Here is a 25,159-nt window from a genome sequence, read left to right on the forward strand (position 1 = left end):
CTTTGGGCGCCACGGCCACGGCGCCATGAGCCCGCCCCAGCCACGGCCCGATAACGCTCCTGTATGCTGTCATACGGCATCGGGCGTTTATCATAGGGGTTACGGCCCTCCCGGCGCCGCAACCCTACAAGAGAGACAATGGAAACTCCCCGGCCCCGCCCGCGCTCGCGCCTGACCGACGTCGTGATCGACGAACTGACCAAGCGACTGGACGCCCGCCAGTACCGCCCCGGCGACAAGCTGCCGTCCGAGCATGCGCTGTGCGCCGAATTCGACGTCAGCCGCACCGTGATCCGCGAGGCCGTGGCCTCGATGCGCCTGAGCGGCCGGCTGGTCAGCAAGGCCGGCATCGGCGTGTTCGTCACCGAAGACCGCGAAAAGCCCATCGATTTCGTCGTCGCCCCGGCCGCCGATCCGCGCTGGGCGCTGCACATCATGGAACTGCGCGCCGGCCTCGAGGTCGAGGCCTGTGGCCTGGCGGCCGAGCGCCGTAGCGCCGCCGACCTGAGCGGCATCGTCGAGGCCTTCGACGCCTTCAACCGCGCCACCCGCGACATGGAAGCCGCCGTCAAGGCCGACTACGAGTTCCACCTGTCGATCGCGCGCGCGTCCAACAACCCGCACTTCCCGGCCCTGCTGCAGGCGGCGGTGCGCGACGTGATGCTGGACCTGAACATCAAGCACGGCGGCAAGACCCCCGAAGAGCTCGAGGTCTACGAGACCCGCAACGTGCAGGAGCACGAAGCCATCCTGACCGCCATCATGCGCCGCGATCCCGGCGCCGCGCGCGCCGCCATGGCCCGCCACCTGGGCGACAGCATCGCCCGCTACCGCAAGCTGCTGTCCAACCCGCCGGCCTGACCGGCCCCGGTCCCGTTCCCGGCGCGACTGGCGCCGCGGAATCCTCCGGGGCGGCCACGCGCCGCCCCGCCCAGGCCCGTCGCCTGCCGCGCACCGCGCCCTCATGGCGCCCGGCCGCTCGCGCCATATAACCGCTGCCGGCATTGCAAATTACGGGAATCCCCTGACTTGCTCACTTGTATGATGGCTGCCATCATACGTCGCATCAGTTATGCAAGATCTGCCGTCCAAGTGCCGCCGATGAGCCTGTTGCCTGTCCCCCGCCCGACCTTCCAACGCTACGCCGCCCGCCTCCACCGGTAAGGCCCGCCCGGAAGGCCATCGTCGCTGACGCCCCGCCTTTCCCCTCCCCGTCCCAAGCGCCTGTCCCATCCCGCCCGCCCGGGGGACGCGACGGTGCGCCGCCGGTCTGTTTCCTAGCCATTCCCTGCCCTTTTCCGTACCCCTGGAGAACACTCTCATGCGCAAGTTCCTGACCACCGCCGTCGCGGCGACCCTGTTGTGCGTTGCCTCCGGCGCCCAGGCCGGCGTCACCTTCGAAGCCGTCAAGAAAAAAGGCTTCCTGCAATGCGGCTTTGCCGGCATTCCCGGTTTCTCGGTGCTCGACAGCAAGGGCGAATGGACCGGCCTGGACGTGGACATGTGCCGCGCCGTGGCCGCCGCGATGTTCGGCGACGCCTCGAAGGTCAAGGGCAACGTGCTGACCGCGCAGGCCAAGTTCACGGCCCTGCAATCTGGCGAGATCGACATGCTATCGCGCAACACCACCCAGACCCTGACGCGCGACACCACCCTGGGCCTGATCGGCGTGGGCGTGAACTTCTACGACGCCCAGGGCCTGATCGTGAAGAAGTCGATGAACGTCAAGACGGTCAAGGAACTGGACGGCGCCACGGTCTGCGTGCAGCCCGGCACCACCACCGAACTGAACCTGGCCGACTACTTCCGCGCCCGCGGCATCACCTTCAAGCCGGTGCTGGTCGAGAACTACGACGAGAACTTCCGCCTGCTGGAGTCCGGCCGCTGCGACGCCTACACCAACGACAAGTCCAACACCGCCGCCAACATGCGCACCCGCCTGGCCAAGCCGGACGACTGGGAGATCCTGCCGGAGAACCTGTCCAAGGAACCGCTCGGCCCCATGGTGCGCCAGGGCGACGAACAGTGGTTCAACGTGGTGCGCTGGTCGCTCAACGCCATGCTCGAAGCCGAGGAATACGGCATCACGTCCAAGAACGTCGACGAGATGCTCAAGAGCACCAACCCCAACGTGCAGCGCATCCTGGGCGTGACGCCCGGCATGGGCAAGAACCTGGGCCTGGACGACAAGTGGGCCTACAACATCATCAAGCAGGTCGGCAACTACGGCGAAAGCTACGACCGCGCCATGGGCAAGGACAGCCCCCTGAAGCTGGACCGCGGCCTGAACAAGCTGTGGACCCAGGGCGGCCTGATGTACGGCTGGCCCGTGCGCTGAGCGACTCTCGCGCGGCCCGGCGATGGCGCCGGGTCGCGCCGCGTTTTCCCGATTTCCGCGGACTGGCCGCCTCGCGCCGGCCTCCGCATTCTTTGAAGCAGTCACCATGAACAGCATCGTCAACGCCCGCCTCAAGCAGATCAAACCCTCCCCCAGCATGGCCGCCAAGATCGTGGTCGACGAATTGCGCCGCGCCGGGCGCGAGATTGCCGACTTCACCCTGGGCGAGCCCGACATGGCCACGCCCGCCCACATCGCGCGCGCCGGCCAGGACGCCATCGCCGGCGGCGATATCCGCTACACCAGCCCCAACGGCACCCCGGGCCTGCGCCGCGCCATCGCCGGCAGCCTGGAGCAGACCCTGGGCGCCAAGTACGGCCTGGACCAGATCACCGTGGGCGCCGGCGCCAAGCAGATCATCGGCGCGGCCCTGACCGCCAGCCTGGAACCGGGCGACGAAGTGATCGTGTGCGCGCCGTACTGGGTGTCGTATCCCGACATGGTGTTGCTCAACGAGGGCAAGCCTGTGGTCGTGACCGGACCCGAATCGCAGGGCTTCAAGCTCGACGCCGCCAGCCTGGAGGCGGCCATCACCCCGCGCACCCGCTGGCTGATCCTGAATTCGCCCAGCAACCCCAGCGGCGCGGTCTACAGCCGCGCCGAGATGCGCGCCCTGACCGAAGTGCTGGTGCGCCATCCCCGCGTCTGGATCCTGAGCGACGAAATCTACGCGCCGTTCTGCTATGGCGCCGAAGCGCACGTCTCGCCGGTGCAGGTCGAGCCGCGCCTGGCCGAGCGCACGCTGATCGTCAACGGCATGTCCAAGGCCTACGCCATGACCGGCTGGCGCATCGGCTACGGCGCCGGCCCGGCCGACCTCATCAAGGCCATGAGCACGGTCATGTCGCAAAGCACCAGTTGCCCCAGCGCCATCTCGCAGGCCGCGGCCCAGGCCGCGCTCGAAGGCGACCAGTCCAGCGTGACCGAGATGGTCGCCATCTTCAAGGCGCGCCGCGACCTGATCGTGCGGCGCCTGAATGCGATTCCCGGCATTTCCTGCGCCACGCCCGACGGCGCCTTCTACGTCTATGCCAACGTCGCCGGCCTGATCGGCCGCAAGGGGCCGGACGGCGAACTCAAGACCGACCTGGACGTCAGCCTGTTCTTCCTGCGCCAGGCAGGCGTGGCGGTGATCGACGGCGGTTCGTACGGCCTGTCGCCGTATGTGCGGTTCTCCTTCGCCACCGCCACCGAAGTAATCGAACAGGGCATGGACCGGCTGGCCGCCGCGGTCGGCGCGCTGATGGCGGGCTGAACCGTGGGCAAGCAGAACAATGCCAACGCGCGGCGAGCGCCGCGCCGCTGGTCCTGGAACGATCCCGCCACCCGCGCCCTGGCCTACCAGGCCCTGGCGCTGGCGCTGGCGGGATCGGCGATCTGGTTCCTGGTCCACAACACCCTGCAGAACCTGGCGCTGCGCAACATCGCTACCGGCTTCGGCTTCCTCGCGCGCGAAGCCGGTTTCGCCATCGGCGAATCGCCCATCGCCTACGGGCCGGCCGACACCTACGGCCGCGCCATCGTCGTGGGCATCCTGAACACGCTGCGGGTCGGCCTGCTGGCGCTGGTGGCCGCCACCGTGCTGGGCGTGCTGATCGGCGTGGGCCGGCTGTCCAGGAACTGGCTGGTGGCGCGGCTGGCCTCGATCTACGTCGAGGTCATGCGCAATGTGCCGCTGCTGCTGCAGTTGTTCTTCTGGTATGCGCTCATCACCGAGAACATGCCGGGTCCGCGCCAGGCGCACCATCCGCTGCCGGGCGTCTTCATCTCCAACCGCGGCCTCAAGGTGCCGGGGCTGGAAGGCGCCTCGCTCGACTGGGTGCTGGCCGGGCTGGGCCTGGCGGTCGTCGCCATCCTGTTCCTGGGCCACTGGGGCCGGAAACGCCAGGAAGCCACCGGCCAGGCGTTCCCGCTGGGCCGCGCGGCCATCGGCCTGTTGATCGCCCTGCCGGTGATCGGCTGGCTCGCCAGCGGCGCCTCGCTGACACTGGACATGCCGGAACTGAAGGGCTTCAACTTCACGGGCGGCCTGACGCTGACGCCGGAGTTCGCGGCGCTGCTGCTGGGCCTGGTGATCTACACCGCGGCGTTCATCGCCGAGGTGGTGCGCTCGGGCATCCAGGCGGTCGGCAACGGCCAATGGGAAGCGGCCGGCGCCCTCGGATTGCGGCGGCCGCTGGCCCTGCGCCTGGTGGTGCTGCCGCAAGCCTTGCGGGTCATCATTCCTCCCATGACCAGCCAGTATCTCAATCTGTTGAAAAACAGCTCGCTGGCCGTGGCCATTGGCTATCCGGACATCGTGTCGGTGGTCAACACCACGCTGAACCAGACCGGGCAGGCCATCGAGGGCATTCTCATCATCATGGGCGCGTACCTCACGGTCAGCCTGTCGATCTCGATCTTCATGAACTGGTACAACAAGCGCATCGCGCTGGTGGAGCGTTGATATGAGCAGCACTACGCATACCCCCAGCGAAGGGCTGCCGCCGCCCAAGACCCATGTCGGCGCGTGGGCGTGGCTGCGCTCGCGCCTGTTTTCCTCGCCGCTGAACATCCTGATCACGGTGCTGCTGGCGTGGTTCCTGTTGATGTCGGTGCCGGCGCTGGTCGAGTGGGCCTTCATCAAGGCCAACTTCACCGCCGCCAACGCGCAGGAATGCCGCGCCTCGGTGGGCGGTGCCTGCTGGGCCTTCATCATCGAGAAGCACCGGCTGATCCTGTTCGGCACCTATCCCTACGACGAACAATGGCGGCCGCTGATCGCGACCATCATCCTCGTCGCGGTGATCGTGTGCAGCGGCATCCGCCGTTTCTGGAACTGGAAGCTCGCCATCATCTGGACCGTCGGCCTGACCGCCGTGGCGATCCTGATGTGGGGCGGCGTGCTGGGCCTGACCTACGTCGAGAACGCGCGCTGGGGCGGCCTGCCGCTGACGCTGATCCTGTCGACGTTCGGCATCGCCTTCGCCTTCCCGATCGGCGTGCTGCTGGCCCTGGGCCGGCGCTCGAAGATGCCGGCCATCAAGGCGCTGTGCGTCGTGTACATCGAGCTGATCCGCGGCGTGCCGCTGATCAGCCTGCTGTTCATGTCGTCGGTGATGCTGCCGCTGTTCCTGCCCGAGGGTTTCTCCATCGACAAGCTGCTGCGCGCGCAGATCGCGATCATCATGTTCGCGGCCGCGTACATCGCCGAAACGGTGCGCGGCGGGTTGCAGGCGATCCCCAAGGGCCAGTACGAAGGCGCCGATTCGCTCGGCCTGAACTACTGGCAGCAGATGCGCAAGATCATCCTGCCGCAGGCGCTCAAGATCGTGATCCCGCCGCTGGTCAGCATCTTCATCGCGCTGTTCAAGGACACGTCGCTGGTGGTGATCATCGGCATCTTCGACCTGACGCTGGCGGCCAAGGCGGCCCTGTCCGACGCGGCATGGCGCGGATTCGGGGTGGAGGCGTATCTGTTCATCTCGCTGATCTACTTCGTCTTCTGCTTCTCCATGTCCAAATACAGCCAGGCGCTGGAAAAACGCCTGGCCACGGGCCACGCACGCTAGAACCTTGCCGCGGGTCCGCCACCGGCGGACCCGCAATGCGATATTTACGGGAGTACAGGCATGTCTGATGCCATCATTCGACTGCAGGACGTGAACAAGTGGTACGGCCAGTTCCACGTGCTGCGCAACATCAACCTGGACGTGGCGCCGGGCGAGCGCATCGTGGTGTGCGGGCCGTCCGGCTCGGGCAAGTCCACCATGATCCGCTGCATCAACCGGCTCGAGGAGCACCAGAAAGGCCACATCATCGTGGACGGCACGGAGCTCACCAATGACCTCAAGCACATCGAGACCATCCGCAAGGACGTCGGCATGGTGTTCCAGCACTTCAACCTGTTCCCGCACCTGACGGTGCTGGAGAACCTGACGCTGGGCCCGATGTGGGTCTTGAAGAAGCCGCGCGCCGAAGCCGAGGCCACGGCCATGAAATACCTGGAGCGCGTGCGCATTCCGGACCAGGCCAAGAAATTCCCCGGCCAGCTCTCGGGCGGCCAGCAGCAGCGCGTGGCCATCGCGCGTTCGCTGTGCATGAGCCCCAAGATCATGCTGTTCGATGAGCCGACCTCGGCGCTGGACCCGGAAATGGTCAAGGAGGTGCTGGACGTGATGGTCAACCTGGCCCAGGAAAGCGGCATGACGATGCTGTGCGTGACCCACGAAATGGGCTTCGCGCGCAAGGTCGCCAACCGCGTCATCTTCATGGACCGCGGCGAGATCATCGAGCAGAACAGCCCGGACGAGTTCTTCGACCACCCGCAGAACGAGCGCACCAAGCTGTTCCTGAGCCAGATCCTGCATTGAGGCCGGGCGGGCCTGCTCGCTTCCACGCCTGTCGCGAGAACGCCTTCCCCCGGAAGGCGTTTTTTTCGGACCGCCGGAATACCCCGCCCAGCCGTCAGCGGCCACCGCCGCGTTCGGAGCGGCACCCCATGACGATGGCGCCCCTCGCCTTAACGAGATCTTGAGACCCGCTTTCCTAGAATCGCTAACGATTCTCATTGGCATTTTTCTGGAACCTGATCATGGCGCAGTACAAAACCCCTCATCCCGGCGCGGTGGCGCTCAAGACCCTGGGCGTGGCGCTTGGCGCCGCCGCCAGCGCGCAGGCGCAGCCGGCCGACAACACCACGGTGCTGGCGCCGGTGACGGTGCAGGCCGACAGCCCGGCGCCCTACAAGGCCGACCACGTGCAGTCCGGCAAATTCACCCAGCCGCTGCTGAACACCCCGCAAAGCATCACGGTGGTGCCGCACGAGGTGCTGGAAGAGCAGCATGCCCAGAGCCTGCAGGACGTGCTGCGTAACGTTCCCGGCATCACGTTCAGCTCCGGCGAGGGCAACCTGGGCTGGGGCGACATGTTCACCATCCGCGGCTTCTCGGCGGAACAGAGCATCACCGTGGACGGCATCCGCGACGCCGGCATGTCCAGCCGCACCGACATCTTCAACCTGGAACGGGCCGAAGTGTTCAAGGGCACCGGCTCGATCGAATCCGGCGTCTCGGCGGTCGGCGGCAGCGTCAACCTCGTCAGCAAGGAAGCCCGGCTGGGCTCGTTCTACAAGGCGTCCGGCGGCCTGGGCACCGACCACTACCGCCGCATCACGGCCGATCTGAACCAGGAACTGACCGACAGCTCGGCGCTGCGCATCAACCTGATGCGCCACCACAACGGCGTGGCCGAGCGCGACGTGACCGAGTTCGACCGCTCCGGCATGGCGGCCTCGCTGGCGATGGGGCTGGGCACGCCCACCCGCGTCACCCTGAACTACCTGCACCAGGAAGACAACAACATTCCCGACGGCGGCGTGCCGATCCAGCGCGGCACCGGCGGCCAGCGCATGCCGAACGTATCGCGCAACGCCTGGTACGGCGATCCGTCGCTGTACACCGAACAGACCCGCACCGACCAGGCCACCCTGAAGGCGGAACACGATTTCAACGACCGCGTGCGCCTGTCCAACATCAGCCGCTGGGAACAGACCGACCGCATCGGCGTGCTGTCGCCGGCGCGCCTGAACAGCGCCTCGCGCACCTCCTACGGCTACGCCGGCGCCGGGCCGCTGGTCAACAGCGCCGACGGCATCCCCTCGTACAGCGGCTATGTGGCGCTGGACAACCCCAGCCCCGATGGCCAACTGCGCGGCAACGACTTCGGCACCTCCAAGCGCTACACCATCCTGGCCAACCAGACCAACCTGAGCCTGGATTTCCAGACCGGCGCCATCAAGCACCAATTGGTGACCGGCGTGGAGTTCTACAAGGAGACCTACGGCGATCACGAACGCACCATCAAGGCGCCGTCGACCAACCCGACCTTCGACCTGCGCAACAACGGCGGCGTCGACATGGGCGGGGTCGATAAGGTCAAGGGCGCCGACGGCAACCGCGCCGAGGTCTTCAACACCGGCCTGTACGTTGGCGACACGCTGACGCTGACGCCGCAATGGCTGCTGCAGGGCGCGCTGCGCTATGACCGGTTCCGCGTCACGCAGGTCACCGGCTCCGCCGGCAAACACGGCACCAACCGGGTCGAGGACGGCGCCTGGAGCGGCCGCCTCGGCGTGACCTACAAGCCGGTGCCCGAAGCCAGCCTCTACGCCGCCTACAGCCAGGCCGCGCAGCCGTCCGCGCTGGGCGCCTCGACCAACAACAACATCTACGGCGCCACCGGCGGCGACAGCTACAAGCCGGCGGTGTCCAAGACCTACGAGCTGGGCGGCAAGTGGGACCTGGCCCAGGGCGACCTGTCGCTGACAGGCGCGGTGTTCCGCACCGAGCTGTCCGACTCCTGGGAGTATGGCGACGACGCCACCGACGTGGTGCGCGCGCTGCCCGCCAAGCGGGTCGACGGCATCGAGCTGGGGCTGGCCGGCAACATCACCCCGCGCTGGTCGGCGTTCGCCGGCGTCAGCGCCATGAAGAGCCGCATTACAAAGGGCGCCAACAGCGGCGAGGAAGCCAAGAACGTGCCGGACCTGACGTTCAACCTGTGGACCACCTATGCCGCCACCGACAAGCTGTCGCTGAGCTACGGCGCGCAATACGTGGGCAAGCGGCGCTACACCGACAACAAGTACGTGGGCGGCAAGAACAACAACAGTTCCACCGTGTCGGGCCCGTCCGGCACCCATCCCATCTGGGTGCGCGACGACGAGAAGGCGCCGTCCTACTGGCTGCACTCGGTCGCCGCGCGCTATCGCGTCGACAAGTCGCTGACCCTGGGCATGAACGTGGAGAACCTGTTCAACAAGTTCTACTACAGCCGCGTCGGCGCCTCGCTCGACGGATTCCAGCTCTATGGCGTGCCCGGCGCCGGCCGCACCGTAACCTTCACGGCCGAGCTGTCGTTCTGAGGTCCACCCTGAACACGCTGCCCTGCCCGGGCGCCGACCGCAGCGACACGCGCCAGCCCTGGTGCTCGCAGATGCGCCGCACCAGGGACAGCCCCAGCCCCAGGTTGCCGGCATCGGGCTGCGCGCCGCGCACGAACGGGCTGAAGACGGCTTCCTGCCGTTCCAGCGGAATGCCCGGGCCGTCATCTGCCACCTGCAGGTAGTCCGGGCCGGCGCTGATCGTGACGCGCGCGCCCGGGCCGGCGTACTGCAGCGAGTTGCGGATCAGGTTGGACAGCAGCGCGCGCAGCAAGGGCGCGGGATAACGCGGCGCGTCGGCCTGCGCGGCCGCCGCCTGCGCATCGTCTGGATCCGCCACGCTCGCCTGCGCCGGCGCTTCGAGTACGAGCGACATGCCGCGCCGCTGCGCCATCGCGCTCCAGGCCGCCAGTTGTTCACGCGCCGCGCCGCCGGCGCTTTCGCGCTTGAACTGGTCACTGGCGTCGCGCCCGCGCGCCAGCATCAGGTAGGTATCGAGCCGTTCGCCCATGTCGGCCGCGGCCGCGGCGATGCGCCGCACGCGAGCGCTGCCGTCGGCGTCCAGGCCGGGTTCGTCCAGCAGCAGCTCGCAGGAGCTGGAAATCACCATCAGCGGCGTGCGCAATTCATGGCCGACGTCCGCCGTGAACAACTGTTCGCGCCGCAGCGCCTGTTCGAGCTGGTTGTAGGTGGCGTCGAAAGCGTCCGCCAGCCGACCGATCTCGTCCGGCGGATAGTCCGCCGCTAGGCGGGTCTGGGGCGGCTGCGCGCCGCGCGCCGTGACCTGCGCCGCCAGCCGCGCCAGCGGCCGCAACATGCGCCGCGTCGCCAGGGTGCCCAGCACGAACGCCAGCACCAGGCCGCCGGCCAGGCCGCTGACCACGGTCCAGTGCGAAGTGGACTGGTTGCGTTCGTACTCGGTGTAGTCGCGCAGCAGCATGTAGCGCTGGCCGTCCTTGTCGTCCACCATGACGTGCCAGACGCGGCCCTCGCGCTCGATCTTGTGAAAGCCCGGCGCCAGGCCCCGCAGCCCCGCCGGAAACGCCTCGCTGCCCGGCGCGCCATGGAAGAAACGGTGCGGCCGTCCGGGATCGACGCCGGCCAGGAAATCGTTGCGCACCCGTTCCACCGCCATGCCCATGTCGATGCGCTGCAGATGGACTTCGAGCGTGTTCACGCTCCAGATCGAGACCCAGGTCAGCGCGCCGCCAACGAGCAGCGCCAGCAGCAGGTAGGTGCGTACCAGATAGCGCGCCAGCCCGCGCCGCGCGCTACGCATCGTCGCCGGCCCGCATTTGGTAGCCGATGCCGTGCACGGTGTGCAGCAGCGGCGTGGCGAACGGCTTGTCCACCACCTGGCGGATCTGGTGGATGTGCGTGCGCAGGCTATCGCTGTCCGGCGGCGAATCGCGCCACAGCGCCTCTTCCAGCCGGCCTCGGTGCACCACCGCGGGGCTGGCGCGCATCAGCAGCATCAGCAGTTGCAGCGGCGAAGGCGGCAGCCGCAGCGGCTGTCCGGCCCGCGCCAGCGCCAGGGTGCCGGTATCCAGCGTCAGGTCGCCTACCTGCAGCACCCGCGCTGCGCCGGCCCCATGGGCGCGGTGCAGCAGGGCCTTGACGCGCGCCGCCAGCTCCGCCAGGGCGAACGGCTTGACCAGGTAATCATCGGCGCCAGCGTCGAACCCCGTCAGCCGGTTGTCCAGCGTGTCGCGCGCGGTCACCATGATGACAGGCGTATCGCAGCGCGCCTCCGCGCGCAGCCGGCGGCACAGGTCGTAGCCGTCCAGCCGCGGCAGCATCAGGTCGAGCACGATCAGGTCGAAACCGCCCTCGGCCGCCATGGCGTAGCCGCGCAAACCATCCTCGGCGCAGTCGACGATGTAGCCGCGGCGCGTCAGGTGATGCGTGATGTTCGCCAGGATATCGGGGTCGTCTTCGATGACAAGAACGCGCATGGGGCGGTGCGGGGAATGTAAATCAATCTCAGATTGTAAGCGCGACCCCGATCCCGCCACGGACGCCAGCCGTTTCGCGGCGGGGCCGCCACAACCCGGGGCGCGTCTTAACGAATTCTTGAACCCTGATGACGGAGACTGCCTGCCGATAGGAATGGTTCGCGTTACCCGCAAGCCCGCGGGGCGTGTCGTGGCCACTGGATCGGGATCTCCCCATGCGTTTGAAAAACATGTTCCGCGCGGCGCTGGCCGCCACCGCCCTGCTCTGCGCCCTGCCCGGCGCCCAGGCCCGCCAGGTGACCGACCTGGCCGGCCGCGTCGTCACCGTGCCCGATCATCCGCGGCGGGTGCTGCTGGGCGAAGGCCGCTTCGTCTTCGCCATGGCGTTGCTGGACCGCGCCGACCCGGTGGCGCGCGTGGTCGGCTGGCAGGGCGAGCTCAAGCAGCAGGATCCCTATTCCTGGCAGCAACTGATCAAGCGTTTCCCCAAGGCGGCCGAGGTGCCGCTGATCGGCACCACCTCGGAGGCCAGCGTCAGCCCGGAGAAGATCGTCTCGCTCAAGCCCGACGTGGCCATCTTCAGCCTGAGCGGCCACGGCCCGGGCCGCAACAACCCGATGATCGCGTCGCTGCAGCAGGCCGGCATTCCGGTCGTGTTCATCGATTTCCGCCAGCATCCGGTCCAGAACACCGTGCCCAGCCTGCGCATCCTGGGCCAGGCGCTCGACCGTCCGGAACAGGCCGAGCGCTACATCGCGTTCTATGAGTCGCACCTGGCCAAGGTGCGCGAACTGGTGCAGCCGGTGCCGCAGGCCGAGCGTCCTCGCGTATTCGTGGAAATGCTGGCCGGCGTCTGGCCCGCCTGCTGCCACACCACCGGCAACGGCAGTTTCGGCGACCTGCTGGAAGCCGCCGGCGGCGTCAACGTCGCCGCCCCGGTGCTGCCGGGCGCGATCGGCGACGTCAGCATGGAATTCCTGCTGAAGGCCCAGCCGCAGGTCTACATCGCCACCGGCAGCCGCTCCGACCCCGGCCGTCCCGGCCTGCTGGCGGGTCCCGGCGCCGCCGCCGACGTGTCCGCCGCCAGCCTCTCGACCCTGCTGCAACGCGACGGCATCCGCGACCTGGACGCGGTCAAGCGCGGCCGTGCCTTCGGCATCTGGCACGCGTTCTACAACTCGCCCTACAACGTCGCGGCAATCGAGGCGATGGCCAAGTGGCTGTACCCCGACCGCGCCGGCGCGCTGGACCCGGACGCCACGCTGGCCACGCTGTATCGCGACTTCCTCGACGTGGACGGCGCCGGCACCTACTGGACCGCACCCGCCGCCCGTTGACGGCAGGCAGGCACGCCATCATGCAGACTTCCGCTACCGCCCTCGCGGCCGACGGCGTCCTGGACGATCCCATCGCCCGCTACCATCGCACCCGCCGGCGGCGGCTGGCGCTGGCCCTGGCGCTGGCCGTGGCCATCGCCATCAGCCTGCTGGCCGACGTCGCCACCGGCCCGGCGGGCCTGGCGCCGCTCGACCTGCTGCGCACCCTGCTGCACCCCGACGCCGCCGACGCTGGCACCCGCGTCATCGTCTGGCAGTTCCGCCTGCCCTACGCCCTGATGGCGCTGCTGGTGGGCCTGGCCCTGGGCCTGGGCGGCGCCGAGATGCAGACCATGCTGGACAACCCCCTGGCCAGCCCCTATACGCTGGGCGTGTCGGCCGCGGCCGCGTTCGGCGCCTCGCTGGCCATCACGTTGGACTGGCACGTGCCGGCGCTGCCGCCCGGCATGGTGGTGTCGCTGTCGGCCTTCGCCAGCACCCTGGTGTCGGTGCTGATCCTGGAGCGCGTGGCGCGCTGGCGCGGCGGTTCGACGCTGGGCGTGGTGCTGTTCGGCATCGCGCTGGTGTATTCGTTCCAGGCCCTGGTCATGCTGCTGCAGTTCATCGCCAGCGAGGAAGCGCTGCAAGGCATCGTGTTCTGGACCATGGGCAGTCTGGCGCGCGCCACCTGGACCACCGTGGGCGTGATGGCGGCCGCGCTGGCGCTGGCGTTGCCGTTCTCGCTGCGCGACGCGTGGAAGCTGACCGCGGTGCGGCTGGGCGAGGAACGCGCCGTCAGCTTCGGCATCGACGTCAAGCGCCTGCGCCTGGTCAGCCTGCTGCGGGTCAGCGCGCTGGCGGCGCTGGCGGTGTCCTTCGTCGGCACCATCGGCTTCGTCGGGCTGGTGGCGCCGCACATCGCCCGCCTGCTGCTGGGCGAGGACCATCGCTACTACCTGCCCGGCAGCGCGCTGGCCGGCGCCCTGATCCTGTCGCTGGCCTCGGTCGCCTCCAAGACCGTGCTGCCCGGCGCCCTCATCCCGGTCGGCATCGTGACCTCGCTGGTCGGCATTCCCTTCTTTCTCACCATCGTCATCCGCGCCCTCAAGCGTGGCTGACGCCTTCCCCTGCCCCTGGAGACGCCTCCCCATGCAATACCGCTACCCGCTCGCCTTCCTCGCCCTGCTGGCCACCGGCGCCGCCCACGCCGCCGATCCCGCCTGCGGCATCGACGTCGAAGGCCAGCCCGGCAAGAAGTTCGCGCCCAACCACATCGTGGTCCCGGCGATCTGCAAGGACTTCACGGTGCGCCTCATCCACACCGGCAAGAACAGCAAGGAAAAGGCCGGCCACAACTGGGTGCTGACCAAGACCGAGGACATTGACGCGGTCATGGTCGACGGCATCAAGGCCGGCGCGGCGCACGACTTCCTGGCGCCGGGCGACGGCCGCATCCTGGCCAGGACGCCGATGCTCGGCGGCGGTGAAACCGCCACCGTCACGTTCCCCGTCAGCCGCCTGGCCGCGGGTGAGTCCTACACCTTCTATTGCTCGTTCCCGGCCCACGCCCAGCACATGCGCGGCACGCTGGCGCTGCAGCGCTGACGCCATGGCCTCGCTGGACATCCGCTCGCTCACCGCCGGCTATGGCAACCGCCCGGTGCTGCGCGCCCTGCGGGCCGCGCCGCTGCCCGAGGGCACGCTGACGGCGCTGCTGGGACCGAACGGCAGCGGCAAATCGACGCTGCTCAAGACGCTGGCGGGGCTCAATCCCATGCTTGGCGGCGACCTGCGGCTGGACGGCGCGGATTTCGCCGGCCTCTCTCCGGCCCGCCGCGCCGAGCACGCCATGTACATGCCCCAGGCCCTGCCCAAGGGCGTTCACATGACCGTGCTGGAGTCGGTGCTGGTGGCGGCCCGCTCGGGCCGCGCGCGCCAGGGCGGCGACGCCTTGATGCGCGAGGCCATGCAGGTACTGGCCGAACTGGGCATCGGCCATCTCGCCAGCCGCTACCTCGACGAGCTGTCCGGCGGCCAGAAGCAGTTGGCGTCACTGGCGCAGGCGCTGGTGCGGCGTCCGCGCCTGCTGCTGTTGGACGAACCGCTGTCGGCGCTGGACCTGAACTACCAGTTCCACGTCATGGACGTGCTGCGGCGCCAGACCGTCCGCCACCGGCTCATCACGCTGGTGGTGCTGCACGACCTGAACATCGCGCTGCGCCACGCCGACCATGCCCTGCTGCTGCACGGCGGCGTCCTGCTGGCCGAAGGCCCGCCACAAGCCGTGGTCACCCCCGATACGCTGCGCCGCGCCTACGGCGTGCTGGCGCGGGTGGAGCGCTGCCCGCAAGGCCAACCCCAGGTGCATGTGGACGGGCTGGCCCATCACGGGCTGGCCCATCACGGGCTGGCCCATGATGGGTTGGCCGCCGCCTAGATCAGGAACTGCCGGTACGCCTCGTTCGCCGTCTCTTCCCAATGCGCGTAGCCCAACTGCGCCAGGAAGCGGTCCAGCGCGGCGTCGTCCGCCAGCGGCGCCTGGATGCCGACCAGCACCGAACTGAAGTCCGCGCCCTGGTTGCGGTAGTGAAACAGGCTGATGTTCCAGTTCGGCGCCATTGCCGACAGGAATTTCATCAGCGCGCCCGGACGCTCCGGGAACTCGAAGCGGAACAGCCGTTCGCCGCCCGCCAGCGGCGAGCGCCCGCCCACCATGTAGCGGATATGCTGCTTGGAGACTTCGTTGTGGCTCAGGTCGCTGACCGCGAAGCCTTCCTGCTCCAGGCCGCGCATGATGTCCGCGGCCTCGCCGCGGCGCGCGATCTGCACGCTGACGAAGATGCGGGCGGTGTTGGCATCGGCGATGCGGTAGTTGAATTCGGTGACGCCGCGCTGCCCCATCACCGCGCAGAAGCGGCGGAAACTGCCGCGCTCCTCGGGCAGCGTCACGGCGAACACGGCTTCGCGCGCCTCGCCCACCTCGGCCCGGTCCGCCACGAAGCGCATGCGGTCGAAATTCATGTTGGCGCCCGAGGTGATCGCCACCAGCGACTGCCCCTGTGCGCCCTCGCGCTCGACATACTGCTTCAGTCCGGCCAGCGCCAGCGCGCCCGCCGGTTCCAGCACGCTGCGGGTGTCCAGGAACACGTCCTTGATCGCCGCGCAGACCGCATCGGTATCCACCAGGATGATCTCGTCCAGGTACTGGCGGCACAGGCGGAAGGTTTCTTCGCCCACCAGCTTGACCGCCGTGCCGTCCGAGAACAGGCCGACCTCGGCCAGGCTGACCCGCTCGCCCACCTGCATCGACTGCGCCATGGCGCAGGAATCGACCGTCTGCACCCCGATCACCTTGACCGACGGATCCACCGCCTTCATGTACACCGACACCCCCGCCGCCAGGCTGCCGCCGCCGATCGGCACGAACACTGCGTCCAGCCGTCCCGGGTGCTGGCGCAGGATCTCCATGCCGACCGTGCCCTGGCCGGCGATGACGTAGGGATCATCGAACGCCGGGATGAAGGTCAGGTCCTGGTCGCGGGCCAGCGTCTGCGCGTAGGCGTAGGCATCGCTGTAGGAATCGCCCGCCAGCACCACCTGCACCGTCGGACCGCCGAAGGCGCGCACGGCGTCCACCTTCACCTGCGGCGCGGTCTGCGGCACCACGATGGTGGCGCGCACGCCGAGCCGGGCGGCGGAGATCGCGACGCCCTGGGCGTGGTTGCCGGCCGAGGCGGTGATGACGCCGCGTTCCAGCGCCGCCTGCGGCGTGTTGCGCATCTTGTTGTAGGCGCCGCGCACCTTGAACGAAAACACCGGCTGGTTGTCCTCGCGCTTGAGGTGCACGCGGTTGCCGAGCCGGCGCGACAGGCCCTGGGCGGGGTCCAGCTCGGTCTCGCGGGCGATGTCGTAGACCCGCGCCGTCAGGATCTGGCGCAGGTATTCCATGGGCGTGGCGCGGCCCGGGGCGAAGGCGTCGGTCTCGGAGGTATTGGCGGTGGCGGCTTGCGGTTGTTGCATGAAAACTCTCTGCGGCGTGGGGACTGGGCCCGGCAGAGGCGGCAACAAAAAACCCGCCTCGTGGGGCGGGTTTGTTTGACTGACTGCGGTCGCGCGTTAACCCACCATTCCAGGAATGATGGTAATAATCAGCGAAATGCGGACGGCGCGGAAAGTCATGGGGCGTAGCTTCCCGCATGCGCGTCGGTTTGTCAAATCGAACGCGTCATCGCGCCGTGCACGCCCCGCCGTGGCGGCTACAGGTAGGCGCTCACGCGCGCCGGCAGTCCGTCGAGCGGCCGGTGCCGCGCCAATTGCGCCAGCACGCCGCGGAACATGTTCTTCCTGGCTGCCGCATCCGGCACGCGCCGCACGAACAGATATTCGAAATGCGCCAGCAGCCGGCGCAGCAGGTCCGCGTCCAGCCCCAGCAGGATCTGGCGCAGGTCGTCGGGCAGCACTTCGTCGGGCGAAGACAGGAACAGCCCCATCTGCGCCCGCGTCAGCGGCTTGGTCCGGTACAGCGCCTCGCAGGCCGCCAGGCAGGCCTGGCGGTCGTCCAGCGCCAGCAGCGTGGTGCACTTGAGGACCATCAGGAATACCTGGAACTCCGAGCCCGCCTCGGCCAGCTCGATGCCCTGGTCGAAGTAGTCGATGGCTTCCTGCAGGCGCCCGCGGTTCAGCCGCAACTGCCCCAGCACCGCGAAGGCCGACGCGAACGCGGTGCTTTGGGCAAACGCCTCCTCGGCCAGCGCCTCGGCCAGTTCCAGGTGCCCATGGCTGACAAAGCACAGCAGCTTGGCGGCCGCCAGCGCCAGCATCGGGTTGTCGCGCACATGGGGCAACGCCTGGAACACCAGCGTCTCGATCTGCGGTTCCAGCTCGGCCGGATCGCTGGTCAGGTCCAGCACCAGCCTGGCGTAGAGATGCGAGGCCCACATCAGGGCGGTCTGCGGATCGTCCGGCTGCTCGGCGCGCAGCTTTTGCAGCTCGATTTCCGACTCCAGCCAGCTTTGCGGCGTGCGCGCCAACAGCACGGCGGCACGATGCAGGCGCAGTTCGATCGGCTCGTCGGTGGGGCCGGCCACGTCGCCGCGGGCGCGCGCCAGGCTGCGCCAGATCTCGCTCTTGAGCGAGGCGGCAAAGGCGGCGGCAGCGGTGTGGCCGACCTCGGCCTCGTCAGTGGGCGCGATGGTCCAGCGCTCGGCGCGCAGCGCGGCGCCGCTGGCGGCTTCGCGCAGCACCACCGCGCAATGCACCCCGGCCTCGTCCTGGCGCAGCCCGACCTCGACCCGGAACGGCGCCTTCGCCTCGTTCGCCGCAGCCAGCGACAGCAGGCTGACGCCGCGCTCGCTCGGCAGCCGCGCCCTCAGGGCGTCGGCCAGTTCGGTCAGGAAGGCCCGCACCCGAGGCTCGGCGCGCAACGCCTCGGGCCCCGCCGCCGGGCCGATGGCGACATAAACGTCGCCGCCCGGCCCCGCCTCGGGCGCGGCGATCCAGCTATAGCCTTCGCCGTAGCTGGTGGCGATGAAACGCGGCGCGCGCGCCGAATCGCCAAGCTTGCCGCGCAGTCGGTTGATGAGCAGGTCGACGCTGCGCTCGAGCGCCTCGGCCTCGCCGCGCTGGGTGGCGTCCAGCAGGCGCTGGCGCGGCAGGATCTGGCCGACGTGCGCGGTCAGCAGCGCCAGCGCGGCGGTCTCGACCGGCGTGAATTGGATTGTCTTGCCATCGGTACGGCTGGCATAGCGGAACTTCGGATCGAACAACAAATTGCCAAACCGCATTGACTCTCTCCACGCCAGGGCGCTACAACGCCCATCGTCATCCGGCGCCCCGCTCTGTCCCGCCCCGCCAGGCGGCACGGGAAGATGCCGAATATTAGCCAATACTTGCAGGTCGTAGCCAGCAGATTGCGCCGATTTGGCGCCATTCCTGGGGTAAAAATCCCATTTTTCGATGTCCCGCGCACGCGCCGCGGACGATTGGCGCCCATTTCCGCGCCCGCCGCGCGGGCCACGGTATTACAATGTTCGACTCGTGGCACTCGCACCTTCCAGGCGGTCGGGCAATTGGACCAGCACATAAAGGACGGGCGGCGCCATGTTGAGCCGATCGGGGCCTGCCCGGGTCTGCCCATACGAACCCACTCTCGACAACATCTACCGGCTGACGCCGCATAGCATGTTCGGGTTTGCGCCTAGCGCCACCGCCGAACAGATTCAAGGATCATGTCTCTTACTCCGAAGATTATCTACACCCTCACCGACGAAGCTCCGGCGCTTGCAACCCGTTCCCTGCTGCCGATCGTCCAGACCTTCGCGAAGTCCGCTGGCATCACGGTCGAGACCCGCGACATCTCCCTGGCGGGCCGCATCATCGCCCTGTTCCCCGACTACCTCGACGACAGCCAGAAGCTGGGCGACGCCCTGTCCGAGCTGGGCGCCCTGGCGGTCCAGCCCGAAGCCAACATCATCAAGCTGCCGAACATCAGCGCCTCGATGCCGCAGCTCAAGGCCGCCATCAAGGAACTGCAGGACCAGGGCTACAAGCTGCCCGACTACCCGGACGCCCCGGCCAACGACACCGAGCGCGACGTCAAGGCGCGCTACGACAAGGTCAAGGGCAGCGCCGTCAACCCCGTGCTGCGCGAAGGCAACTCCGACCGCCGCGCCCCGCTGTCGGTCAAGAACTACGCCCGCAAGCACCCGCACAAGATGGGCGCCTGGACGGCTGACTCCAAGGCCCACGTGGCGCACATGGACAGCGGCGACTTCTACGGCACCGAAAAGTCGGCCCTGATCGCCGAAGCCGGCGACGTCAAGATCGAACTGACCGCCGCCGACGGCACCAAGACCGTGCTGAAGGAAAAGACCCCGGTCAAGGCCGGCGAGATCATCGACGCCGCCGTGCTGTCGACCGCCAAGCTCAAGACCTTCCTGCAGGCCCAGATCGACGACGCGCGCGCCCAGGGCGTGCTGTTCTCGGTGCATCTGAAGGCCACCATGATGAAGGTCTCCGACCCCGTCATCTTCGGCCACGTGGTGTCGGTGTTCTACAAGGACGTGCTGGCCAAGCACGCCGCCGTCCTCAAGCAGGCCGGCTTCGATCCCAACAATGGCATCGGCGACCTGTACGCCAAGATCCAATCGCTGCCCGCCGACCAGCAGGCCGCGATCACCGCCGACATCGACGCCGCCTACAAGACGCTGCCGCAACTGGCCATGGTGAACTCCGACAAGGGCATCACCAACCTGCACGTGCCCAGCGACGTCATCGTCGACGCCTCCATGCCCGCCATGATCCGCGATTCGGGCAAGATGTGGAACGCCGAAGGCAAGCTGCAGGACGCCAAGGCCGTCATCCCCGACCGCTGCTACGCCGGCGTCTACCAGGCCGTCATCGACGACTGCAAGCAGCACGGCGCCTTCAATCCGGTCACGATGGGCAGCGTGCCCAACGTCGGCCTGATGGCCCAGGCCGCCGAGGAATACGGCTCGCACAACAAGACCTTCGTGGTCCCCGCCACCGGCACCGTGCGCGTCACCGACGCCTCGGGCAAGGTGCTGCTGGAGCAGGCCGTCGAGGCCGGCGACCTCTGGCGCATGTGCCAGACCAAGGACGCCGCGATCCAGGACTGGGTCAAGCTGGCCGTCACCCGCGCCCGCGTCAGCCAGACGCCGGCCGTGTTCTGGCTGGACGAAAAGCGCGCCCACGACGCCCAGGTCATCGCCAAGGTCAAGCAGTACCTGAACGACCACGACACCAGCGGCCTGGATCTGCGCATCCTGCCCCCGGTCGAGGCCACCAAGTTCTCGCTCAAGCGCATCCGTGAAGGCCTGGACACCATCTCCGTCACCGGCAACGTGCTGCGCGACTACCTGACCGACCTGTTCCCCATCATGGAACTGGGCACCAGCGCCAAGATGCTGTCGATCGTGCCGCTGGTCGCCGGCGGCGGCCTGTTCGAAACCGGCGCCGGCGGCTCGGCGCCCAAGCACGTGCAGCAGTTCCTGGAAGAAGGCTTCCTGCGCTGGGATTCGCTGGGCGAGTTCATGGCCCTGGCCGCGTCGCTGGATCACCTCGGCCGCGCCTACGACAACGCCCGCGCCCTGGTGCTCGGCAAGACGCTGGACCTGGCCACCGCCAAGTTCCTGGACGAGAACAAGTCGCCCGACCGCAAGGTCGGCGGCCTGGACAACCGCGGCAGCCACTTCTATCTGGCGATGTACTGGGCCCAGGCCCTGGCCGAGCAGACCGACGACCGCGCGCTGGCCGCGCTGTTCGCCCCGGCCGCGGCCGCGTTCGCGCAAGGCGAAGCCAAGATCCTGGAAGAGCTCAAGGCCGCCCAGGGCAAGCCGGTCGACATCGGCGGCTACTACCAGCCGAACGAAGACAAGGCCAGCCGCGCCATGCGCCCCAGCGCCACGCTGAACCAGGTGCTGGCCAGCATCGGCTAAGCTCCCCGCCCCGGGCCGCCCGGCCCGGTGGCGCAAAAAAAGCCGGCGGTTCCGCAAGGAGCCGCCGGCTTTTTCTTTGCGCCGGGGTTGCCCGCCGGACCGCGGGCCAGGGCCCGACGCGGCATCGCGCCGTCGACCCGCGCCGCTCAGGCCCGCGATACCCCGCGCGCCCGGCGGATCTGCAACCCTTGCAGCGCCACCGGAATCAGCGACAGCCCGATGATGATGACCGACACCCAGTGCAGGTTGGCGCGCACCCACGCGATCGAGCCGAGCCAGTAGCCGGCCAGCAGCATCGAGCCGCACCAGGCAATGGCGCCGACCACGTTGTAGATGAAGAACGTGCGGCGCGGCATCTGCGACAGTCCCGCCACGAACGGCGCCAGCGTGCGCACGATGGGCACGAAGCGCGCCACCGTGATGGTCATGGCGCCATAGCGCGCGAAATAGGCGCGCGCCCGCTCAAGGTGCTCGCGCTTGACCCAGCGGCTGTGGGCGAGCTTCTGCCCCCAGCGGGACGAGGCGATGGCATAGTTGAGCGCGTCGCCGGCAATGGCGGCGGCCGTGATGGCCGCCAGCGACACCAGCGGATCGATGCCCGCCAGGCCCAGGAATGCGCCGGCCGCGAACAACAGCGAATCGCCCGGCAGGAACGGCATCACCACCAGGCCGGTCTCGATGAACACGATGGCGGCAATGATGCAGGTGCCCAACATCCAGTTCTGCGCCAGCAGCGCCATCAGGCCCTGCTCGCTGGTCAACCACGCAAACATCTCGGTAATGCCCATACGGATCCCGCCCTTCTTTTGCGGCCGGTGACGCCGGCCATTCCATGGAGGGGCGAAGTATGCGGCAGAGCCCGTCGATATTTCATCAAATTTGGCCGGCGCGGCCTGGTCGACGCGAGGCGGCCATGGGCGCCGCCCGCGCTAGCGGTCCGCCATCAGCCGATCGAGCCGCAACCGGCCACGCTCGTCCGTCAGCCGCCGCATGGCGCCGTAGGCCGCGCCCATGGCCGCCATGCCGCTGGCGCCACAGAGCAGGAACATCAACAGGATCTGGTACTTGGCGGCATCGATGGGGTCCATGCCGGCGATGATCTGGCCAGTCATGATGCCGGGCAGCGTGATGATGCCCGCCGCCGACATCTGGTTGATGCTGGGCACGATGCCGCGGCGCACGGATTCCCGCAGCAGCGCCGCGAAGGCCTGGTGCGCCGTGGCACCCAGCGACAGGCGCGCCTCGATGGCCAGCTTTTCGCGCCGCACGCCGGACAACACGCTGTCCAGCGCCAGGCTGGCCGCGTTGAGCACGCTGCCCAGCACGATGCCGACCAGCGCGATCGTGTAGCGCGGGTCATACCACGGTTCGGGCCGCAAAGCGGTCGACAGGATGAACAGCGCGGTGATGACCGTCGTGGCGACGACGGCCATGGCGCCCACATAGCCGTTGCCGTGGCCGGCCAACCGCGCCTTGGGCCGGGCGGCGACCTCGCGGGCCGCCAGCGCCATCATCACGGCCACCACCAGCGCGGTCAGCCAGGGCGCCGCGTGCGCGAACACGATGCGCAGGATGTGGCCGACCAGCAGCAACTGCACCACGGTGCGCAGCGCCGCCCACAGCACCTGCCTCTGCAGGTTGAGCCGAAGCGCGAAGGAAATGCCGGCCGACAGCACAACCAGCAGCGAAGCGATGATCAGGTCGGTGGCCTGCAGTTTGATCACGTCCATTGCGGCTCCAGCTTGCCCTGCGCCATGCGCCAGCCGCGGCGGGCCATGCGCCGGGCCTGGTCAGGGTTGTGCGTCACCATCAGGATGGCCGCGCCGCCGTCCAGGTATCGGCGCAGCTCGGCTTCCACCAATTCGGTGGCGGCGGGATCGAGCGCGGCGGTGGGTTCATCCAGCAACAGCGCGCGCGGCGCCAGCGCCAGTGCGCGCGCCAGGGCGGCCCGCTGGCGTTCGCCGGTGGACAGCTCCTGCACCAGCGCGTCCATTTTCCCGGCGGGCAGGCCCATGCGCTGCATCAGCTCGGCGGCCCGCGCGCGATCGGCGAAGTGCGGGGCGACGTGGTCGTCCCACCAGCCGGCCTCGGCCTGGCAGTAGATCACCTGGCGGCGCCATTGATGGCCGCGCATGCCCGAACGCGGCGCGCCGTCGAGTTCGATTTCGCCGCGGCCGGGGTCCAGGTCGGCGACCTGGCGCAGCAGCAGCGATTTGCCCGACCCCGAAGGGCCGGTGATGGCGGCGCATTCCCCCGCCGCGAGATCCAGGCTGACGGGCGACAAGCGCTCGCTGTAGACACCGCGCAGCCTGAGCACGGGACGTTTATCTGACATGGCGGCAAGCATAACCCGCGCAGGTCCGCGCCGCACCGGCGCGTTGCCGGCGCTGGCGCAGCATGACGATATGCCCGCCGATCGTGTCCCTATGCGCTTTGCCACCCTGCATATGAGCGCCGCCTGCATGGCGCGGGTGATGCGTCGCGCCCAGGGCGCATTTGCTAGAGTGCCAATATTGCAAATGAAAATCATACCCAACCAGATGTTCAATTCATGCAATACCGGCGATGGAAATTCTTTGTTGTTGCAGTGGACCGACGGACCGACGAGCCGCTCGCGTCCCGTTCCGCCTGATTAGCCGGCCCTGTTCCGAGTATGCCCTGCCCCGGGCATCGTCCGTGCAACGAGAGACTCCGCAAAAGGCGTAACCATCATGAACCGTGAAATCTATGACTTCGTCGCGATCGGCCTAGGCCCTTTCAATCTCAGCCTGGCCTGCCTGTCGGCCCCGCTGCCCGGCGTGCGCGCCCTCTTCCTGGACAAGAAGCCGGGCTTCGACTGGCACCCCGGCATGCTGATCAAGGCCTCCACCCTGCAGAACCCGTTCCTGGCCGATCTGGTCAGCCTGGCCGATCCGCGCAGCGAATACAGCTACCTGAACTACAGCAAGCAGACCGGCCGCATCTATTCGTACTACATGCGCGAGAACCACTATCTCACGCGCGCCGAGTACAACCGCTACTGCAAGTGGGTGGCCGCGCGCCTGCCCAACCTGCGCTTCAACAGCGACGTGCAGAGCGTGCTGCACGACCCCGAGACCGACACCTACCTGGTCACCGGCCAGCACAGCGTCAATGGCGAACGCTTTATGGTCCGCTGCCGCAAGCTGGTGCTGGGCCTGGGGTCGCAGCCGGTGCTGCCGCCCTGCTGCGACCGGCGCGAGGCGCCCTACATCCACAGCGCCGAGTATCTGCGGCACAAGGAGCAACTGCAGCGGCGCGCCTCGATCACCATCGTCGGCAGCGGCCAGAGCGCGGCCGAGGTGTTCCACGACCTGCTGCGCGACAGCGACGAACACGACTACAGCCTGGCCTGGATCACCCGTTCGCCGCGCTTTTTCCAGATGGAGAACACCAAGCTCACGCTGGAGCTGATCTCGCCGGACTACACCAACTACTTCTACGACCTGCCCGAAGACCGCCGCCGCGAGATCCTGGCCGAGCAGAGCAGTCTGTACAAGGGCATCAACGCCTCGCTCATCAACCAGATCTACGACCTGCTGGACGAGAAGATCCACAACGGCGACCGCCGCTATACGCTGCTGACCAATGCCGAGTTGTGCGCCAGCCGTTACGACCGCCACGCCGCCCGCTACCACCTGGAGTTCCGCCACGTCGACACCGGGCAGGTGTTCTCGCACGCGGCCGACGGCCTGGTGCTGGCCACCGGCTATGCCCGCAGCATCCCCGCGTGCGTCAATCCGATCCACGACCGCATCGCCTGGGCCGAGGACGGCAACTACCAGATCGCCCGCAACTACAGCATCGACCACGGCGGCAACGAGATCTTCGTGCAGAACAGCGGCCTGCTCAGCCATGGCGTCACCAATCCCGACCTGGGCTTCTGCTGCTACCGCAATTCGCAGATCCTGCGCGAACTGACCGGCCGCGAGCACTACGCCATCGAGCCGCGCACCGCGCTGCAGGACTTCCGTCCGCCGGCCAGCGGCGTGTTGGCGCATCGCGCGGCCCAGCCGGCGCCGGCGTGCCGCGGCGCCGTGGCGCCGGAACTGATGCCCATGCTGGACGGCCATCGCGCCGCCACCGTCTGATGC

Annotated in this window: 20 protein-coding genes; 13 read left to right on the forward strand and 7 right to left on the reverse strand. The window is 68.4% G+C overall.

The genetic code is table 11. From position 1 onward, the window contains the following. The first annotated feature begins 138 nt into the window (after positions 1 to 138). From AAID08_RS14425 to AAID08_RS14455, 7 genes are all read left to right on the forward strand, one after another. Complete coding sequence (locus AAID08_RS14425) at positions 139 to 861, forward strand: FadR/GntR family transcriptional regulator (protein ID WP_049073862.1); 723 nt, start codon at positions 139 to 141, stop codon at positions 859 to 861. A gap of 460 nt (positions 862 to 1,321) precedes the next feature. Next, entirely contained in the window at positions 1,322 to 2,338 is a 1,017-nt protein-coding gene (locus AAID08_RS14430) for an amino acid ABC transporter substrate-binding protein (protein ID WP_006395105.1), read from the forward strand. A 106-nt stretch (positions 2,339 to 2,444) separates the two neighbouring features. After that, the gene (locus AAID08_RS14435) at positions 2,445 to 3,653 is read left to right on the forward strand and encodes an aminotransferase class I/II-fold pyridoxal phosphate-dependent enzyme (RefSeq protein ID WP_054504563.1); all 1,209 of its coding nucleotides are present in this window, start codon (positions 2,445 to 2,447) and stop codon (positions 3,651 to 3,653) included. A 3-nt stretch (positions 3,654 to 3,656) separates the two neighbouring features. Further along, positions 3,657 to 4,844, forward strand: coding sequence for an amino acid ABC transporter permease (locus AAID08_RS14440; protein WP_395757791.1), 1,188 nt, complete (start codon positions 3,657 to 3,659; stop codon positions 4,842 to 4,844). A gap of 1 nt (position 4,845) precedes the next feature. Then, a complete protein-coding gene (locus AAID08_RS14445; protein WP_006386909.1) occupies positions 4,846 to 5,949 on the forward strand; it encodes an amino acid ABC transporter permease in 1,104 nt (367 codons plus the stop codon). A gap of 60 nt (positions 5,950 to 6,009) precedes the next feature. Continuing rightward, on the forward strand, positions 6,010 to 6,750 hold the full coding sequence (locus AAID08_RS14450) for an amino acid ABC transporter ATP-binding protein (RefSeq protein WP_049070976.1): 741 nt from the start codon (positions 6,010 to 6,012) through the stop codon (positions 6,748 to 6,750). A 221-nt stretch (positions 6,751 to 6,971) separates the two neighbouring features. Further along, the gene (locus AAID08_RS14455) at positions 6,972 to 9,302 is read left to right on the forward strand and encodes a TonB-dependent siderophore receptor (protein WP_175143878.1); all 2,331 of its coding nucleotides are present in this window, start codon (positions 6,972 to 6,974) and stop codon (positions 9,300 to 9,302) included. Here the strand turns inward: AAID08_RS14455 and AAID08_RS14460 are convergent. After that, a complete protein-coding gene (locus tag AAID08_RS14460) occupies positions 9,280 to 10,599 on the reverse strand; it encodes a HAMP domain-containing sensor histidine kinase (RefSeq protein ID WP_175143877.1) in 1,320 nt (439 codons plus the stop codon). The two genes, AAID08_RS14455 and AAID08_RS14460, sit on opposite strands and share 23 nt — an antisense overlap. Continuing rightward, positions 10,592 to 11,275, reverse strand: coding sequence for a response regulator transcription factor (locus tag AAID08_RS14465; protein ID WP_054504175.1), 684 nt, complete (start codon positions 11,273 to 11,275; stop codon positions 10,592 to 10,594). The genes AAID08_RS14460 and AAID08_RS14465 overlap by 8 nt, the downstream gene beginning before the upstream one ends. A gap of 215 nt (positions 11,276 to 11,490) precedes the next feature. Here AAID08_RS14465 and AAID08_RS14470 point away from each other — a divergent pair, with 215 nt between their 5' ends. Genes AAID08_RS14470 through AAID08_RS14485 form a run of 4 tightly spaced genes read left to right on the forward strand, consistent with a single transcriptional unit; the run spans position 11,491 to position 15,028 of the window. Further along, positions 11,491 to 12,612, forward strand: coding sequence for an ABC transporter substrate-binding protein (locus AAID08_RS14470; protein WP_116791177.1), 1,122 nt, complete (start codon positions 11,491 to 11,493; stop codon positions 12,610 to 12,612). Positions 12,613 to 12,632: 20 nt separating this feature from the next. After that, complete coding sequence (locus tag AAID08_RS14475; protein ID WP_175143876.1) at positions 12,633 to 13,709, forward strand: iron ABC transporter permease; 1,077 nt, start codon at positions 12,633 to 12,635, stop codon at positions 13,707 to 13,709. Positions 13,710 to 13,740: 31 nt separating this feature from the next. Beyond that, complete coding sequence (azu, locus tag AAID08_RS14480) at positions 13,741 to 14,196, forward strand: azurin (RefSeq protein WP_054504178.1); 456 nt, start codon at positions 13,741 to 13,743, stop codon at positions 14,194 to 14,196. Between the two features lie 4 nt (positions 14,197 to 14,200). Further along, positions 14,201 to 15,028, forward strand: a complete 828-nt coding sequence (locus AAID08_RS14485; RefSeq protein ID WP_054504179.1) for an ABC transporter ATP-binding protein — start codon at positions 14,201 to 14,203, stop codon at positions 15,026 to 15,028. Here the strand turns inward: AAID08_RS14485 and ilvA are convergent. Beyond that, on the reverse strand, positions 15,025 to 16,611 hold the full coding sequence (gene ilvA / locus AAID08_RS14490; RefSeq protein WP_395756510.1) for a threonine ammonia-lyase, biosynthetic: 1,587 nt from the start codon (positions 16,609 to 16,611) through the stop codon (positions 15,025 to 15,027). The genes AAID08_RS14485 and ilvA overlap by 4 nt on opposite strands. A gap of 236 nt (positions 16,612 to 16,847) precedes the next feature. Beyond that, positions 16,848 to 18,374 carry a helix-turn-helix domain-containing protein gene (locus AAID08_RS14495; protein WP_395756511.1) on the reverse strand — a complete coding sequence of 509 codons (1,527 nt, stop codon included), beginning with the start codon at positions 18,372 to 18,374 and terminating at the stop codon, positions 16,848 to 16,850. 444 nt (positions 18,375 to 18,818) lie between these two features. On the opposite strand from AAID08_RS14495, the gene AAID08_RS14500 reads away from it, so the two are divergent. After that, on the forward strand, positions 18,819 to 21,047 hold the full coding sequence (locus AAID08_RS14500) for an NADP-dependent isocitrate dehydrogenase (RefSeq protein ID WP_054416996.1): 2,229 nt from the start codon (positions 18,819 to 18,821) through the stop codon (positions 21,045 to 21,047). 146 nt (positions 21,048 to 21,193) lie between these two features. On the opposite strand, the gene AAID08_RS14505 is transcribed toward AAID08_RS14500, so the two are convergent. The 3 genes from AAID08_RS14505 to AAID08_RS14515 form a co-directional block, all read right to left on the reverse strand. Further along, the gene (locus AAID08_RS14505) at positions 21,194 to 21,820 is read right to left on the reverse strand and encodes a VTT domain-containing protein (protein ID WP_254607720.1); all 627 of its coding nucleotides are present in this window, start codon (positions 21,818 to 21,820) and stop codon (positions 21,194 to 21,196) included. A 156-nt stretch (positions 21,821 to 21,976) separates the two neighbouring features. Continuing rightward, positions 21,977 to 22,777 carry an ABC transporter permease gene (locus AAID08_RS14510; protein ID WP_054504182.1) on the reverse strand — a complete coding sequence of 267 codons (801 nt, stop codon included), beginning with the start codon at positions 22,775 to 22,777 and terminating at the stop codon, positions 21,977 to 21,979. Next, on the reverse strand, positions 22,768 to 23,382 hold the full coding sequence (locus tag AAID08_RS14515) for an ATP-binding cassette domain-containing protein (protein ID WP_240806505.1): 615 nt from the start codon (positions 23,380 to 23,382) through the stop codon (positions 22,768 to 22,770). Before AAID08_RS14515 ends, AAID08_RS14510 begins: the two co-directional genes overlap by 10 nt. 376 nt (positions 23,383 to 23,758) lie before the next feature. Between AAID08_RS14515 and AAID08_RS14520 the strand changes: the two genes are divergently transcribed. Beyond that, positions 23,759 to 25,156 (forward strand): lysine N(6)-hydroxylase/L-ornithine N(5)-oxygenase family protein, encoded by a 1,398-nt coding sequence (locus AAID08_RS14520; protein WP_175143871.1) that lies wholly within the window; start codon positions 23,759 to 23,761, stop codon positions 25,154 to 25,156. Positions 25,157 to 25,159 lie beyond the last annotated feature (3 nt).

Origin of the sequence: Achromobacter sp. EB05 (assembly GCF_044232075.1) — a bacterium.
GTDB lineage: Bacteria > Pseudomonadota > Gammaproteobacteria > Burkholderiales > Burkholderiaceae_B > Achromobacter > Achromobacter dolens.

Excerpts from the sequence above, each read along its gene's own strand:
- AAID08_RS14425 (WP_049073862.1), top strand. The coding sequence starts at position 139 with ATGGAAACTCCCCGGCCCCGCCCGCGCTCGCGCCTGACCGACGTCGTG.
- AAID08_RS14430 (WP_006395105.1), top strand. The coding sequence starts at position 1,322 with ATGCGCAAGTTCCTGACCACCGCCGTCGCGGCGACCCTGTTGTGCGTT.
- AAID08_RS14435 (WP_054504563.1), top strand. The coding sequence starts at position 2,445 with ATGAACAGCATCGTCAACGCCCGCCTCAAGCAGATCAAACCCTCCCCC.
- AAID08_RS14445 (WP_006386909.1), top strand. The coding sequence starts at position 4,846 with ATGAGCAGCACTACGCATACCCCCAGCGAAGGGCTGCCGCCGCCCAAG.
- AAID08_RS14450 (WP_049070976.1), top strand. The coding sequence starts at position 6,010 with ATGTCTGATGCCATCATTCGACTGCAGGACGTGAACAAGTGGTACGGC.
- AAID08_RS14455 (WP_175143878.1), top strand. The coding sequence starts at position 6,972 with ATGGCGCAGTACAAAACCCCTCATCCCGGCGCGGTGGCGCTCAAGACC.
- AAID08_RS14460 (WP_175143877.1), bottom strand. The coding sequence starts at position 10,599 with ATGCGTAGCGCGCGGCGCGGGCTGGCGCGCTATCTGGTACGCACCTAC.
- AAID08_RS14465 (WP_054504175.1), bottom strand. The coding sequence starts at position 11,275 with ATGCGCGTTCTTGTCATCGAAGACGACCCCGATATCCTGGCGAACATC.
- AAID08_RS14470 (WP_116791177.1), top strand. The coding sequence starts at position 11,491 with ATGCGTTTGAAAAACATGTTCCGCGCGGCGCTGGCCGCCACCGCCCTG.
- AAID08_RS14475 (WP_175143876.1), top strand. The coding sequence starts at position 12,633 with ATGCAGACTTCCGCTACCGCCCTCGCGGCCGACGGCGTCCTGGACGAT.
- azu (WP_054504178.1), top strand. The coding sequence starts at position 13,741 with ATGCAATACCGCTACCCGCTCGCCTTCCTCGCCCTGCTGGCCACCGGC.
- AAID08_RS14485 (WP_054504179.1), top strand. The coding sequence starts at position 14,201 with ATGGCCTCGCTGGACATCCGCTCGCTCACCGCCGGCTATGGCAACCGC.
- ilvA (WP_395756510.1), bottom strand. The coding sequence starts at position 16,611 with ATGCAACAACCGCAAGCCGCCACCGCCAATACCTCCGAGACCGACGCC.
- AAID08_RS14495 (WP_395756511.1), bottom strand. The coding sequence starts at position 18,374 with ATGCGGTTTGGCAATTTGTTGTTCGATCCGAAGTTCCGCTATGCCAGC.
- AAID08_RS14500 (WP_054416996.1), top strand. The coding sequence starts at position 18,819 with ATGTCTCTTACTCCGAAGATTATCTACACCCTCACCGACGAAGCTCCG.
- AAID08_RS14505 (WP_254607720.1), bottom strand. The coding sequence starts at position 21,820 with ATGTTTGCGTGGTTGACCAGCGAGCAGGGCCTGATGGCGCTGCTGGCG.
- AAID08_RS14510 (WP_054504182.1), bottom strand. The coding sequence starts at position 22,777 with ATGGACGTGATCAAACTGCAGGCCACCGACCTGATCATCGCTTCGCTG.
- AAID08_RS14515 (WP_240806505.1), bottom strand. The coding sequence starts at position 23,382 with ATGTCAGATAAACGTCCCGTGCTCAGGCTGCGCGGTGTCTACAGCGAG.
- AAID08_RS14520 (WP_175143871.1), top strand. The coding sequence starts at position 23,759 with ATGAACCGTGAAATCTATGACTTCGTCGCGATCGGCCTAGGCCCTTTC.